A 13,797-nucleotide genomic window follows, 5' to 3' on the forward strand; every position below is an offset into this window, starting at 1 on the left:
CGCGAGAAGTCGGCCAGGCCGACTTCTCGCGCGGCCGCGGGCGGGAGCCGCGGGCGGGTTCAGGTGCGCAGGAGGATGCCGGTGACGGCGGTGGCCTGGGTGAGGGCGGCGGGGCGGTGGGCGTCGGGGAGGCCGATGGCGATGGGGACGGCGAGGCCGTCGAGCAGGGCGCGGATCTGCAGGGCGCGGTCGGCGGCGGGGCCGGGGGTGAAGTGGCCGGCGGCGGCGCCCTCCTCGATGAGGGCGACCAGGTCGGCGTGCCAGGGGGCCTCGATCTCCTGCTGGCCCTGGCGGATCTCGGCGCTCGCGGGGGAGCGGCCCCACACCTCGACCCAGAGGATCCAGCGCGGGTCGCCCGCGCCCTCCGGCAGGTAGAGGCGCAGGTAGGCGTCGAGGCGCTGCCAGGGGTCGAGGGTGCGGTCGGCGAGGGCCTCGCGGCGGCGGGCGCCGAGCTGCTCCTCGCTCCAGCGCAGGGTTTCCAGCAGCAGCTGGTCCTTGCTGCCGAAGTAGTAGAGCAGGTGCCCGGCGCTCATCCGGAGCTGCTTGCCGAGCCCGGCCATGGTGAGTTTGGCGAGCCCGTGTTCGGCGATCGCGGCCCGGGCGGTGGCGAAGACCTCCTCGCGGGGGCGGGCCGGCCGGCGCGGGCGGGGGTCGGCCATGTGCGGGTCTCCTCGGTGGAACGGGGCCTCGGAAGCCGTCCGGGCGGGGGCGCGGGGCCCCCGCCCGGACGGGGCGTCAGAGTGCCTTCGGCTGCTGCTGGGTGATGCAGTGGATGCCGCCGCCGTTCGCGAAGATCTCGCGGGCGTCGACGAGTTCGACGGTGCGGCCCGGGTAGGCCTCGGCGAGGATGGCGGCGGCCTCCTGGTCGCGCGGGTCGTCGAAGGCGCACAGGACGACCGCGCCGTTGGCCACGTAGTGGTTGATGTAGGAGTAGTCGACCGGCTCGCCGTCCTCGTCCAGCAGGACGGTGGGGGCGGGCAGTTCGACGACCTCCAGCGGCCGGCCCCGGGCGTCGGTCGAGGCGCGCAGCACGGCGACCAGTTCGCGGCAGACCTCGTGGTCCGGGTGCGAGGGGTCGGGCTGGACGTGGGCGACCACGACGCCGGGGCGCACGAAGGAGGCGACGATGTCGATGTGCCCGCGGGTGCCGAACTCGTCGTAGTCGCGGGTGAGTCCGCGCGGCAGCCAGATCGCCTTGGTGGTGCCGAGGAAGGCGTGCAGCTCGGCCTCGACCTCCTCCTTGGTCCAGTCGGCGTTGCGGCCCTCGCCGAGCTGGACGGTCTCGGTGACCAGCACCGTTCCGTCGCCGTCGACGTGGATGCCGCCGCCCTCGTTGATCAGCCGGGAGGCGAAGCGCCGCACCCCGGTCAGTTCGCCGATGTGCTCGGCGATGTGCTGGTCCTTGTCCCAGCGGGCCCAGGACTGCGCGCCCCAGCCGTTGAAGATCCAGTCGGCGGCGGCCAGCGAGCCCTTGCCGTCGATCAGGAAGGACGGGCCGATGTCGCGCATCCACGCGTCGTTCAGCGGGCGCTCGACGATGTCGACCCGCTCGGAGACGTACTTGCGGGCCTCCTCGGTCTCACCGGTGTTGACGATCAGCGTCACCGGCTCGTACCCGACGATGGTGTCGGCGACGGCGGCCCAGGCCTGGCGGGCGGCGTGCAGCTGCTCGGGGCCGTCGAAGGTGGGGTTGGTGGTGGGGAAGGCCATCCAGGTGCGCTCGTGCGGGTGCCACTCGGCGGGCATCCGGTAGCCGAGGGAGGCGGGCGTGGGGGTGGTCGTCATCGAGTCCTCAAGAGGTCCGGGGCCGTGGCGCGGGGGGTCGGAGCGCGGGGGGTCAGAGAAAGTAGAGGCGGCTGAGCGAGACGCTGTCCGCGGGTTCGGAGCGCAGCGGCGAGCCGTCGAGCGAGACCAGCCCGGTCTCGGTGACCTCGACGTGGCCGACGCGGGCGTTGCGCACCATGTCGCGCGGTCCGATGCCGCGGGTGCCCCGGACGCCGACCCGGCGGCGGCGGGTGGGCAGCCCGTCGGCGGCCCGGTCGAGGTACGCGCCGTCGGCGGCGGCCTGGGCGACGAAGGCCACCGAGATGTCGGCGGCGGTCGCGCCGTGGGCGCCGAACTGCGGTCCCAGGACGAGCGGTTCGCAGCGGTCGGTGGAGGCATTGGGGTCGCCGACCACGCCGTACGCGGGGAATCCGGCCTTGAGGACCAGCTGCGGCTTGGCGCCGAAGTGGTCCGGGCGCCACAGCACGATGTCGGCGAGCTTGCCGATCTCGATGGAGCCGACCTCGTGCGCGAGGCCGTGGGCGATGGCCGGGTTGATGGTGAGCTTGGCGATGTAGCGCAGCACGCGCTCGTTGTCGTCGCCGCTCTCCGTCGTGCCGTACGAGCCGGTGCCGTCGAGCGGGCCGAGTTCGGCCTTCATCTTGCCGGCCATGGCGAAGGTGCGGCGCACCGTCTCGCCGGCCCGGCCCATGCCCTGGGCGTCGGAGGAGGTGATGCCGATGACCCCGAGGTCGTGCAGGACGTCCTCGGCGCCCATGGTGCCGGCCCGGATGCGGTCGCGGGCCATCGCGGCGTCGCCGGGCAGGTCGACCTTGAGGTCGTGCGCGGAGACGATCATGCCGAAGTGTTCGCCGAGGGCGTCCCGGCCGAACGGCAGCGTCGGGTTGGTGGAGGAGCCGATGACGTTCGGCACGCCGGCCATCTTGAGCACGTTGGGGACGTGTCCGCCGCCGCAGCCCTCGATGTGGAAGGCGTGGATGGTCCGGCCCTCCAGCACCTTCAGGGTGTCCTCGACCGACAGGCACTCGTTCAACCCGTCGGTGTGCAGGGCGACCTGGACGTCGTACTCCTCGGCGACCCGCAGCGCGGTGTCCAGGGCGCGGGTGTGCGCGCCCATGTCCTCGTGCACCTTGAAGCCGGACGCCCCGCCCTCGGCCAGCGCCTCGATCAGCGGGGCCTCGTCGGAGGACGAACCTCGGCCCAGGAAGCCGATGTTGACGGGCCAGGCGTCGAACGCGTTGAAGGCGTGGCGCAGTGCCCAGGGCGAGTTGACGCCGACGCCCCAGACCGGGCCGAACTCCTGGCCGATGATGGTGGTGACGCCGGAGGCCAGCGAGGCCTCCATGATCCGCGGCGAGAGCAGGTGGACGTGGGTGTCGATGGCGCCGGCGGTGGCGATCATGCCCTCGCCGGAGACGATCGTGGTGCCGGTGCCGACGACCACGTCCACGCCGTCCAGGGTGTCCGGGTTGCCGGCCCGCCCGATCGAGGCGATCCGGTCGCCGATCAGGCCGATCGAGGTTTTGCGGATGCCCTGGATCGCGTCGATCACCAGCACGTTGCTGATCACGACGTCGCAGGTGTCCCGGACCGCGGCGGGCTTGAGGTGCAGGCCGTCGCGGGCGGTCTTGCCGAAGCCGGCCAGGAACTCGTCACCGGGCGCCTGGGAGTCGGACTCCACGCGGACGATCAGTCCGCTGTCGCCGAGCCGGACCCGGTCCCCGGCGCGCGGGCCGTGCACCGAGATGTAGTCGTGCGGGGTGATGGACGTCACGACTCGACCTCCGCGTCGTCGAAGTGGGTGAGGTAGCCGGTGGCGCGGGCCTTCGCCAGGGCGGCCTCCTTCGCGCCGGGCGCGTCCAGCGGGCCGTCCACGAGCCCCGCGAAACCGATCGCGACCCGCCCGCCGCCGATCGGCACCAGGCCGACCTCGACGGTGGCGCCGGGATCGAAGCGCACCGAGGAGCCGGCCGGGACGGCCAGGTGGGTGCCGTAGGCGGCGGCGCGGTCGAAGGCGAGCCGCGGATTGGCCTCGAAGAAGTGGAAGTGCGAGGTGACCGAGATCGGCACCGCGGAGGTGTTGTGCACGGGGAGCAGCAGTGTCTCCTCGACCGGGTCGTAGCCGGCTCCGTCGCCGATCAGCGCGCCGCCGGGGGCCTCGTCGCCGAGCGAGCCGACGCCCTTGAACGGGTCGTTGACGACGGCGAGGCGGGTGCCGTCCTCGAAGACGGCCTCGACCTGGACGACGGTGACCACGTCCGGCACGCCGGGCAGGACGTCGTCGGCGGTCAGCACGGAGCGGCCGGCCTCGATGGCCTCGGCCAGGCGCCGGCCGTCGCGGGCGGCCTCGCAGACGGCGTCCGCGATCAGGGCGGTGGCCTCGGGGATGTTGAGGCGCACGCCCCGGGCGCGGCGGGCGCGGGCCAGCTCGGCTGCTGTGAAGATCAGCAGCCGGTCCCGCTCGGTGGGGGTCAGTCGCACGGTTCCTCGCTCGCGGTCGCCGGGGAGGGGGTCGGCTCGGGGGGCCTGGGGGCTGTCGGGGGCAATGTTAGAACATCGTTCAAACATCTCGGGTCATTGAACCCGCACCGGGCCGCCCTGTCCAGCGTTGCCGCTCCGCGGGGGTTCGGCTTGCTGGGCGGGGGATGGGGGTGAGGGGCGCGACGGGGGTGGCGGGCCGGTCGGGTCCGCGGACCGCCACCCGGACCCGCCACCCGGACCCGGAGCGCAGACCCGCCGCCCGGGTCGGGCGCGCGGCCGGAGCGGGGCGGGGGCGCGCGGTCGGGCGCGCGGTCCGTACGGGCGCCGGGTGTGCGCGGGATCGGGTGGCGGCGCCCTCGAAAATCGCCTCTGCGCTTCGCAAACCTGTCCGGCGCGGGCAGTTGGATCACGCGAACCACTCCGTGCCCCTTTCACCCCACGTGATCGGACGCACACTGTTGCAAACGCCGTCAACTGGGCATGAGGATGAGTGGTCAGAACGAGGGGGCCACCCGGCCGGCGGGGGATCCGGAGGCGGGGGCCCGGATTTCAGGGCGGGGGCATGGGTTGATGGACGGTCAGTCGCGATTCCCGCGGCAGCGGACGAGTTCCGGCGACGCCTACCGGTCCGGGCCGGTCCAGGGGCCGACCGGCAGCACCGGGACGACCCTGCCGGGTGCACCGGCTCCGGGTTGTGCCCTGCACCGGCGGTTGCACCTCACGCTCGATCCGGCGGACCTGGTCGGGGTGGGCGCGGTCCGGCGGCGGCTGCGTTCGGCGCTGAGCCACTGGGGGGTGCCGGAGCTGTCCGACACTGCCGAGCTGCTCTCCTCCGAGCTGGTCACCAACGCGCTGCTGCACACGGGCACGGGCGCGGTGTTCGACGCGGTGCTCGACTCGGACCACCGGCTGCGGATCGAGGTGCAGGACGGCACCAGCAGACTTCCCGGGCGCCGCCGCGATCCGGAGGCCGAGTACGCGACCTCGGGGCGCGGCCTGCTGCTGGTGGAGGCGCTCGCGGACTCCTGGGGCGTACAGCTGCGCGGCGACGGCAAGGTCACCTGGTTCGAACTCGCCACGCCCTGATCCCGGCCCCGGCGCCGGCACAGTCTCTCGGCATCGGCATCGGCATCGGCATCGGCACCGGCACCGGTCTCGGCATCGGTCTCGGCATCGGCGCGGCCACGGCCCGACGGCCCCCGGGCCCGTCACCGGGCCCGTCACCGGGCCCGTCACCGGGGTCGTACGATCGTTCGCCATCGATTGATTCGCTGTCGAAGGAAGCCCGGAACAGAAGGCGGAACGGAAGGTTTCCGGCCCGTTGGCATTGCCGCTCGGCCGAACATTGGCCAGGATGGTGGGAATGTGTGTCCACGTGGCGGGAAGCAGCGGGGAGACCGAACCTCGACTGGCCACCGTCCGTCGCACCGTCCTATCCAGCACGACCCATCACACCGCCATGCGGCCCGTCCGGACGGTCGGCGCGGTCCGCCACGGCAGCGGCAGGAGCAGCATGCCCACTGAGCCCGAGTCGCCGGGGCCGGCACTTCCTCCCGGCGCGGCGCCCGGCGTCGAGCCGCGAACCGTGGAACCGCGAAGCGTGGAGCCGCGCACCGCCGACCCGAGAGCCGCCGGGCCGCGAGCGGTCGGACAGCGGGCCGTCGAGCCGCGCGTCGCCGAGCAGCCGGGCGCCCCGGAGCCGCGCACTCCCGGGCGGCCCGTCGCCGGCGCCACCACCACCGGGACCGGCCGGGCCCGGCCGCCCGCCCAGACCACGCGCCGCGGCTCCGCGGTGCGCCCGTCGCCGAGCCTCGCCGCCGCCCGGCTGGCGCCCGTGCTGTCGGGCGGACTGCCGCCGTCCTCCGCGGACACCATGCCGGACTGGCTGGAGCCCGCGATGGCGGCCAACGGCATCGGCTCCTTCGACTGGGACATCCGCCGCGACGTCCTGGAGGGCGACCAGCGGGCCTGCACGATCGTCGGACTGGACGCCCTGGAGCACGGGCGCTTCGACCGCACCGCCGCCTCCTTCCTGGCCCTGCTGCACCCCGAGGACGCGCCCGTGGTGCGCCGCCGGGTCGAGCGCGCGGTGGCCGAGCTGGGCCAGTGCGGCGCCTACTACCGCACGGTCGGGGCGAAGGGCGGCATGCGCGCGGTGCGCTTCCGCGGCCGGGTGCTCGCCGACGCCTTCGGCCGGGCCTCCCGGATGGTCGGCTTCGTCTGGGACGCCACCGTCGAGCTGCACAAGCGGGACCACGCCGACCGGATGGCGCTGCTGCGCGAGGAGCGCTCCCGGTTCATCAAGGAGGCGGCGCGCGCCCTCTCCGAAGCCGTCACCGTGCGTGACGTGGCCCGGGTGTTCACCGAGCTGCCGCTGCCCGGGCTGCCGCCGGACGGCCTGGTGCTGGCCTCCTTCGAGGCCGGCCGGGCGCAGATCCTCGGGGCCTCCGGCTACCGCGCCGACACGCTGGCGGTCTGGGACCGCACCGTGCTGCCGCCCGGGCACCCGGCGGCCGAGGCGCTGCGCCACCGTACGCCGGTCTTCGTCTCGACCCGCGAGGAGTTCCGCGAGGGCTACCCCGAGGTGTGGGAGCCGACCAGCCGCAGCGGCCGGGGTTCCTGGGCGTACCTGCCGCTGGTGGCCAGCGGCCGGGCGATCGGCGTGTGCGTGGTCAGCTTCGACGACGAGCGCGAGCTCGACGCGGACGAGCGCACCCTGCTCACCACCCTGGGCGGGCTGGTCGCCCAGTCGCTGGCCCGGGCCCGGCTGCACGACGCCGAGCACGAGCTGGCGGCCGGCCTCCAGCGGGTGATGCTGCCGCGCACCGTCCCGTCCGTCCCGGGCGTGACCACGGCGGTGCGCTACCTCGCGGCCGGTTCCGGCCTCCAGATCGGCGGCGACTGGTACGACGTGGTGCCGCTGCCCGGCGGACACGTCGGCCTGGTGATCGGCGACGTCCAGGGGCACGACGTGCACGCCGCCGGGATCATGGGCCAGCTGCGGATCGCGTTGCGCGCCTACGCGGCCGAGGGCCACCCGCCCGCCGCCGTGATGGCCCGCGCCTCGCGCTTCCTCGCCGACCTCGACACCGACCACTTCGCGACCTGCGCCTACGCCGAGGTCAACGTGGACTACGGCGTGGTCTACGCCGTCCGGGCCGGCCACCTCGACCCGGTGGTGCGCCGCGCGGACGGCACCGCCGCCGTGGTGCCGGTGGCCGGCGGGCTGCCGCTGGGCATCGACCCGGACCAGGAGTACCGGGTCACCCGGTTCAGCCTGGACCCGGGCGAGACCGTGCTGCTCTGTACGGACGGCCTGGTCGAGGCGCGCGGCATGGACCTGGACGAGGGCATCGCGCGGCTCACCCGGGCGCTCGCCCGCCCGCTGCCGGACGCCGCGCAGGCCGCCCGCGACCCGCTGGAGGAGCTGGCCGACCGGATCGCCTCCCAGGCCGCCGACTCCAGCGAGCGCGAGGACGACATAGCGCTGCTGCTCCTGCGCTGGGACGGCCCGGCCGGCGGCCTGACCGCCCAGCAGCTGCGCCGCCGGATCGGCCAGGCCGACCTGGCGCGGGTGGCCGAGGTGCGGGCCGAACTGCGCGACGCGCTGCGCCGCTGGGGCGTGGCCGAGTTCATCGACACCGCCGAGCTGCTCTCCTCCGAGCTGGTCACCAACGCCATCCGGCACACCGACCGGGACGCCATGTTCACCGCCCGGCTCTACCGGGAGCCGGAGGCGGACGGCGGCCGGGCCCGGCTGCGGGTCGAGGTGGAGGACGAGTCGGACCTCTGGCCGACCCGCCGGACGCCGGGGGAGCAGGCCTCCTCCGGGCGCGGGCTGATGCTGGTGGAGGCGCTCGCGGACTCCTGGGGCGTGGAGCCGCGCGGCACCGGCAAGCGGATGTGGTTCGAACTCAGCGGGACGGCGGCGGCAGCGGCCTGACCCCCCGTTCGGTTCCGGCTCCCCGGGGAGGCGGCGCGCCGCCCGGGGGGACCGGGCCGGAGGGGATCAGCCGAACTGCTGCTCCAGGTCCTTCAGTTTGCGTTCCAGCGAGTCCAGCCGGGGCAGGGTGACGGTGTCCTCCTCCATGGTGAGGTCGATGGTGCGCCGCTCCGGACGCGCCGGCAGGCCCGGCTGGACGACCGTGCCCTCGGCCGGCTCCACCTCGCGCGGCGCGGCGGCCCGCTCCACCCCGGGCCGTTCGGCCCGGACCCGTTCCGCCGCGGACCGTTCCACTCCGGGACGCCCCGCTCCGGGGGCCGCGGCGGCCACGGCGGGCTCCGGGCCGGACTCCAGCCGCCGTGCCGTCGCACCGCCGACGCGCCGCCAGGCGCTGTTGGAGCGGTTGATCGCCCGGATCTCGGCCCGTTCCCGGCGCCCCGCCAGCTTGCGGCGCTGCTTCTCGACGGTGCGCTCCCGCCTGTCCTCGCGCACCTCGTCGACCGCCTCGTCCAGGCTGCGGACGTTCTCCAGCAGCATCAGCGACCAGGCCGCGTAGGTCTCGCGCGGGGCGCGCAGCCAGCGGACGATGCGGATCTGCGGCAGCGGGCGGGGGACCAGGCCCTGTTCGCGCAGCGCGGCCCGGCGGGTCTGCTTGAGCGCCCGGTCGAAGAGGATCGCCGCCGAGAGGGACATGCCGGAGAAGAACTGCGGGGCGCCGGCGTGGGTCAGCCCGCGCGGGGCGTGCACCCAGTTGAACCAGGCCGAGGCGCCGGCGAAGAGCCAGACCAGCAGCCGGGAGCCGAGCGCCGCGTCGCCGTGGCTGGCCTCGCGGACGGCGAGCACCGAGCAGAACATCGCGGCGCCGTCGAGCCCGAACGGGACGAGGTACTCCCAGCCGCCGGACAGGCCGAGGTTCTGTACGCCGAAGCCGACCAGGCCGTGGAAGGAGAGGGCGGCCGCGACGCCGGCGCAGCAGAACAACAGGGTGTAGGAGGCGCCGCCGTACAGGGATTCCTTGCGGCGGCGCCGTTCCTCGGAACGTTCCCAGGAATCGGGGCCGGCGGTGGAGGAGGTGGCCCCCCGGCTGCGGAGCAGGGCCACCAGGAGTGCGCTGACCAGCAGCCCCACGACCACGGTGATCGCCCACCCGAGCGGTATGTCGGACAATTTCATCGCCGGAACCGGCCTCGCTTTCCTGCGTCGCTTTCCTGCGCCGTGATGGCGGGGACCATCATGGCGGATTCCGCGCGGAGGAATGGCCGATTCGCCGTCAATGCGCTGAGGAGAGGGATTTCTGACCCGGTGACCATCGCATGGTCATAGGAATGCGACTGGGTTTTTCCAGGAATGGCGGGCTTTTCTAACCCGAAGTCGAACGGCTTTTCGTCAACGCCGCGTGACGCGTGGGCAGCCGCCGCACATGTCCCTCGGATCGGCGGTGTAGACGAGGCAGCAACTGGCCCGGGACCGGTCCGGGGGTGGGGCGCTCTCCGCACCGAGCGCCGGGGGCGCGAAACCGGCGCCCGGGGTGAAGGGCGCCGGGGCCGGGGCGGGACGGTCGTTCGCGCCGGGCGTGCGCGCGGGGTCGAGGGCCCCGCCGGGCGCCAGCAGCGCGGTCAGTTCGGTCCGCGCCCGCTCCCGCTCCCCGAGTAGCCCGCCCGCGTACCAGAGCCCCTCCACCACCGCGTCGGTGGCCATCGCCCAGAGCACCCGGGGTCCGCGCCGGGCCTCCGGGCCGAAGGCGGTGAGCACCGGGGCCAGGAAGGCGCCCAGGGCGGACCGCAGGGCGGCGGCCAGCGCCGGCTCGTCCGGCACCGTCCGGGCCTGCCCGGCTCCGGCTGCCGGGTCCTCCGGCAGGCAGGCGAACTCCGCCGCGCGGACGGTCAGTTCGACCGCGTCGGGGCGCCTGCGCAGCGCGACGTCCCGCAGGGTGAGCAGCGGGACGCGCCGCTCCAGGAACCACGGCAGCGTGAACAGCAGCGAGACCGGCCAGACGAAGCGGTGCAGCCCGAAGCCGGCCGCGACGTCCGGGCGCAGCGGCTGCCCGTAGCGGGCGAGGCCCCGCCGGGCGTCGTGGGCGATCAGCTCGCGCACCGCCTCGGGGCGGGTGGCCAGGTCGGCGGCGGGCAGCCAGCCGTCGCGGCGCCGGGGCGGGGCGCAGCGCACCGTCAGAACGGGGGTGAGTCCGGACAGCCGGTGGTACGAGGGGGCGCCCGGGGTGGCGGGAGCGGGGGCGGGGACGGCGGTGCGCGCCCCGGTGGTGCGGGGGACGCGCGGCCTGGGGCCGGGCCGGGTGCTGCTCGCGGTCATGGGCGGCCCCATCGGGTCGACCGGGGCGCCCATGGTCCGCCCGGCGGTGCCCGGCGGCACGGGCCGTCGGACGCGGCCGGACCGGGGCATGGCGGTGCCCGGGGAACGGCAAGGCGACCTGGCCGGGGTACTGCTCCCCCCGGCCAGGTTAGCCTCACCTTAGCTGATTGTTCCTCCAGTCTCGCTCGTGATGCGCCCGTCCGAGGGAGGCCCCGGCGCACGGGAGGCGGCCAACTGGCGCGCGAGCCAGACCGGCACCCCGCCCAGGCCGGCCACCAGCCGGGCCGCCTCGGCCCGCAGCCGCGCGGCCTCGGGCGGCTCGGAGACCTCGGCGAGCGCCGCGAGCGCCGGGGCCACCCCCACCGTGAAGCCGAGTTGCTCGCGCAGCCGCAGGGAGGCCTCGAAGCCCTCCCGGGCGTTCCCGCGGTCCCCGCGCGAGAGCGCCAGCGCGGCCAGGTGCCGCCAGGTGTACGAGCGCAGCAGTTCGTCCCCGCGCTCGCCGGCGCCCTCGTGCGCCCGGCGGTAGGCGATCCACGCGGCGCTGCGGTCGCGCAGCAGGTTCTCGGCCACCAGTCCGCGCCGGAAGTCCAGCAGCGGGCGGCCCGGGGCGTCCGGCGGCAGCAGCGCCGAGGTGCGGCCGAGCGCGGCCTGCGCCTCGTCCAGCCGGTCCCGCGGGCCGAGCACGCTCGCCACGTACGCGAGGAAGCCGCGGGCGCAGGCGGCTGCCGCGCGCTGCTCGGTGCCGGAGGCCAGCGCCTCCGCCAGGCGCAGCGCCTGTTCCGCCTGGGTCCAGTGCGCCGCGGTGAACAGGCACTGCTCGATGAGGAGTTCGGCCCGCCCCAGGGCCGCTTCCGGGTCGTGCTCGGCGGGCGGCCGCAGCAGTTCGGCGGCCTCCTGCCAGCACCCCCGGGACCTCAGCCGCCACACGGTGTCGCCCGGTTCCTCCGCTGCCGCCCGCCCCCGCTCCTCCGGGCCGCTCGGGTTCCATCCGTGCTCCGACAACGCCACCTCCTTGTGTGCGCCATCCGGCAAGCGCGCGGACCTGCCCCTGAGGCCCTGCCGCCACGACCCGCACGCATGGCGACGACAGGGCGAAAGGCCCGCGCTGTGGCCGCAATTCAACACGGGGGTGAGCTTGTGCACCAGATCACGAGCGAAGGTTGTTGCTTTTGGAGGAAAAATGATCTAGGGATGCGCACGGGAGGAGACGCCGGAGGAGACACGGGAGGGGGAGGTGGGGGCGGAGGTGGGGGCGGCCCGGCGGGCCGCCCGGTGGGTCAGGAGGTCCAGCCGGTCTCCATCAGGGCCTCGGCGGCGCCGTTCGCGGGCTGCGGCACACCCGCCAGGTCCAGGCTGAACAGGGCGACCAGCAGCTGTTCGCCGCGCACGGTGGCCTGGTGCGAATAACCCGCGAGGGTGAACATCGCGGCGGCCATCTCCTCGGCGTGCAGGGTCTGCAGCCAGAGGCACTCGACCGACTTCACGTCGGCGGGCTCGGTCCAGGTGTCCACCTGGGCGACCATCCGGCTGCCCAGCAGGGTGACCCCGTCGCGCTCCTGGGCCTCGGTCAGCTCCAGGTCGTCGAAGCCCAGCCACTCCAGGTAGCGGGCGGCGGTGAACACCGCGTCCTGCGAGGTGCGCACCGGATGGGGGCGGAACGGCGCGCGGTGGCGGAACGGGCGGGGGCGGCCGGCCGAGGGCGGTGCGGGCGGGGCCGGGGCGGGCGCGTTCATCGGGTGGGCCGGGTACGGGCGGGCGGCCTGCGGGCCGGGGGCGGCGAGCGGGGCGGCGGTGCCGCCGCCCAGGCGGGTGGCGCGGTCCACCGGCAGCCGGACGGTGGCGCCGCAGTTGCAGGTGAACTCGGGCTGCGGCCACTGGTCGGAGCGGCCGCAGTGCGGGCAGCGCATGCTCAGCCAGGAGTCCTCCCAGGACCGGAAGCGCACTTGCACCGGCACCCCGCCGCGCAGCAGCGGCACCTTGAGCGAGGCCCCGCACGGGCAGGGGAGGGAGGGAGGTTCGTAGAGGTGCTCGCGGCGGCAGGCGGGGCAGCGGATCGCCCGGGCGCCACCGCCCGGCCCCGGCCGCGTGGGGTCGTGTCCGGTGAAGTCGTCGGGCAGTCCGGCCATCGCGGGCTCCGTCCGTCGGGGGCGGGTGGGTGGGACGTTTCCCATGCTCCCCGAAATGTCCGGCGCCGGGCGCGGAATGAGGCAATCCTCAGGGACGGATCAGGGAATCCTGCCCGCTCGGGTGGGGGCGGAATCCTCCCCGAGGGGGATGTCCGGCGGGCCGGACCGGGACGTTCACCCGGCGGACCAGCGGGCCAGGTCGGCGGGGGTGTCGAGGTCGTCCGGGGTGGCGACGTCGGCGCACTCGACCAGGACGAGCTCCGCCGCGTGCGCCGCCAGCAGGGCGCGGGCCCCGGCGTCGCCGCGGGCGCCCGCCGCCGCCTCGGCGAAGTGCCGGGCACCGATCAGCACCGGGTGCCCGCGCCGCCCGCCGTAGGCCGCCGCGGCCAGTTCGGCGCCCGCCCGGTGGGCGGCCAGCAGCCGGGCCACCGCGGCCGGGGTGACGCCCGGGGTGTCCACCAGCATCACCAGCGCCGCCGTGGCGTGCGGCGGCAGGGCGGCCAGGCCGGCCCGCAGCGAGGAGCCCATGCCCTGCGCCCAGTCCGGATTGCCGACCAGCCGGCAGCCCGGCAGGTGCGCGGTGGCCCGCACCCGCCCGCCCTGCGCGCCCAGCACCACCGTGACGTCCGCGCAGCCGCCGGCCCGGACCACCGCCACCGCGTGCTCCACCAGCGGCCGGCCCCCGTACCGGAGCAGGGCCTTGGGCCGCCCGCCCAGGCGCCGCCCGCCCCCGGCGGCCAGGACCAGGGCGGCGACCGGGCCCGGTCCGGCGGGTGTCGGCGCAGTCTGCATGGGGCCAGCCTGCCCGGTCGGGGCCGGGGCGCGCATGGTGGGAAGCCACAAGGGGAAGCCGCTGCGGCGGGTGCGGCTGACCGCCGACGGGCAGCTGCGCGCCTGTTCGCGACCGAGGAGTCGGACCTGCGGGCACTGCTGCGCGGTGGGGCGGACGACGCGGCGATCGAGGCGGCCTGGCGGGTGGCGGTGGCCGGCAAGGGGCCCGGGCACGCCATCGGCAGCGCGCGGTTCGTCCGGCCCGACCGTCCGATGTCGGCCATCGGCGGCTGAACGCCCCGCCGGGGCGGGGCGGCACGAGCGGGTGTGAGCTTCGACATGCTCCGGCCCGGCCCGTGGCGTCGGCTTGACCTGCTCTCG

General features: G+C 75.5%; 11 protein-coding genes and 1 pseudogene. 3 read left to right on the forward strand and 9 right to left on the reverse strand.

The features are described from left to right. Nucleotides 1–59 precede the first annotated feature (59 nt). From ACZ6EM_RS27265 to ACZ6EM_RS27280, 4 genes are all read right to left on the reverse strand, one after another. The gene (locus ACZ6EM_RS27265; protein WP_465773442.1) at nt 60–659 is read right to left on the reverse strand and encodes a TetR/AcrR family transcriptional regulator; all 600 of its coding nucleotides are present in this window, start codon (nt 657–659) and stop codon (nt 60–62) included. Between the two features lie 76 nt (nt 660–735). Then, nucleotides 736–1,785 carry an agmatine deiminase family protein gene (locus ACZ6EM_RS27270; protein WP_401056518.1) on the reverse strand — a complete coding sequence of 350 codons (1,050 nt, stop codon included), beginning with the start codon at nt 1,783–1,785 and terminating at the stop codon, nt 736–738. A 52-nt stretch (nt 1,786–1,837) separates the two neighbouring features. Continuing rightward, complete coding sequence (locus ACZ6EM_RS27275) at nt 1,838–3,559, reverse strand: urease subunit alpha (RefSeq protein WP_465773443.1); 1,722 nt, start codon at nt 3,557–3,559, stop codon at nt 1,838–1,840. Further along, nucleotides 3,556–4,266, reverse strand: a complete 711-nt coding sequence (locus tag ACZ6EM_RS27280; protein WP_401055214.1) for an urease subunit gamma — start codon at nt 4,264–4,266, stop codon at nt 3,556–3,558. Before ACZ6EM_RS27280 ends, ACZ6EM_RS27275 begins: the two co-directional genes overlap by 4 nt. A 711-nt stretch (nt 4,267–4,977) precedes the next feature. Here ACZ6EM_RS27280 and ACZ6EM_RS27285 point away from each other — a divergent pair. After that, a complete protein-coding gene (locus tag ACZ6EM_RS27285; protein ID WP_401054655.1) occupies nt 4,978–5,352 on the forward strand; it encodes an ATP-binding protein in 375 nt (124 codons plus the stop codon). A gap of 514 nt (nt 5,353–5,866) precedes the next feature. Then, the gene (locus ACZ6EM_RS27290) at nt 5,867–8,209 is read left to right on the forward strand and encodes an ATP-binding SpoIIE family protein phosphatase (RefSeq protein ID WP_452177256.1); all 2,343 of its coding nucleotides are present in this window, start codon (nt 5,867–5,869) and stop codon (nt 8,207–8,209) included. Nucleotides 8,210–8,275: 66 nt separating this feature from the next. Here ACZ6EM_RS27290 and ACZ6EM_RS27295 read toward each other — a convergent pair whose 3' ends face one another. The 5 genes from ACZ6EM_RS27295 to ACZ6EM_RS27315 form a co-directional block, all read right to left on the reverse strand. Next, entirely contained in the window at nt 8,276–9,382 is a 1,107-nt protein-coding gene (locus ACZ6EM_RS27295) for a DUF2637 domain-containing protein (RefSeq protein ID WP_401054449.1), read from the reverse strand. A gap of 213 nt (nt 9,383–9,595) precedes the next feature. Next, on the reverse strand, nt 9,596–10,519 hold the full coding sequence (locus tag ACZ6EM_RS27300) for a (2Fe-2S)-binding protein (protein ID WP_465773444.1): 924 nt from the start codon (nt 10,517–10,519) through the stop codon (nt 9,596–9,598). Nucleotides 10,520–10,678: 159 nt separating this feature from the next. After that, nucleotides 10,679–11,521, reverse strand: a complete 843-nt coding sequence (locus ACZ6EM_RS27305) for a hypothetical protein (protein ID WP_401054453.1) — start codon at nt 11,519–11,521, stop codon at nt 10,679–10,681. Between the two features lie 275 nt (nt 11,522–11,796). Then, nucleotides 11,797–12,645 (reverse strand): hypothetical protein, encoded by an 849-nt coding sequence (locus ACZ6EM_RS27310; RefSeq protein WP_359908005.1) that lies wholly within the window; start codon nt 12,643–12,645, stop codon nt 11,797–11,799. 174 nt (nt 12,646–12,819) lie between these two features. Then, the gene (locus ACZ6EM_RS27315) at nt 12,820–13,437 is read right to left on the reverse strand and encodes a nucleotidyltransferase family protein (protein WP_452177254.1); all 618 of its coding nucleotides are present in this window, start codon (nt 13,435–13,437) and stop codon (nt 12,820–12,822) included. A gap of 67 nt (nt 13,438–13,504) precedes the next feature. Here ACZ6EM_RS27315 and ACZ6EM_RS27320 point away from each other — a divergent pair. After that, nucleotides 13,505–13,710 (forward strand): annotated as a pseudogene (locus tag ACZ6EM_RS27320) (GTP 3',8-cyclase MoaA); the annotation flags it as partial. Nucleotides 13,711–13,797 lie beyond the last annotated feature (87 nt).

It is taken from the genome of Kitasatospora sp. NPDC041917 (genome assembly GCF_055589745.1).

Excerpts from the sequence above, each read along its gene's own strand:
- ACZ6EM_RS27315 (WP_452177254.1), bottom strand. The coding sequence starts at position 13,437 with ATGCAGACTGCGCCGACACCCGCCGGACCGGGCCCGGTCGCCGCCCTG.
- ACZ6EM_RS27265 (WP_465773442.1), bottom strand. The coding sequence starts at position 659 with ATGGCCGACCCCCGCCCGCGCCGGCCGGCCCGCCCCCGCGAGGAGGTC.
- ACZ6EM_RS27300 (WP_465773444.1), bottom strand. The coding sequence starts at position 10,519 with ATGACCGCGAGCAGCACCCGGCCCGGCCCCAGGCCGCGCGTCCCCCGC.
- ACZ6EM_RS27310 (WP_359908005.1), bottom strand. The coding sequence starts at position 12,645 with ATGGCCGGACTGCCCGACGACTTCACCGGACACGACCCCACGCGGCCG.
- ACZ6EM_RS27270 (WP_401056518.1), bottom strand. The coding sequence starts at position 1,785 with ATGACGACCACCCCCACGCCCGCCTCCCTCGGCTACCGGATGCCCGCC.
- ACZ6EM_RS27295 (WP_401054449.1), bottom strand. The coding sequence starts at position 9,382 with ATGAAATTGTCCGACATACCGCTCGGGTGGGCGATCACCGTGGTCGTG.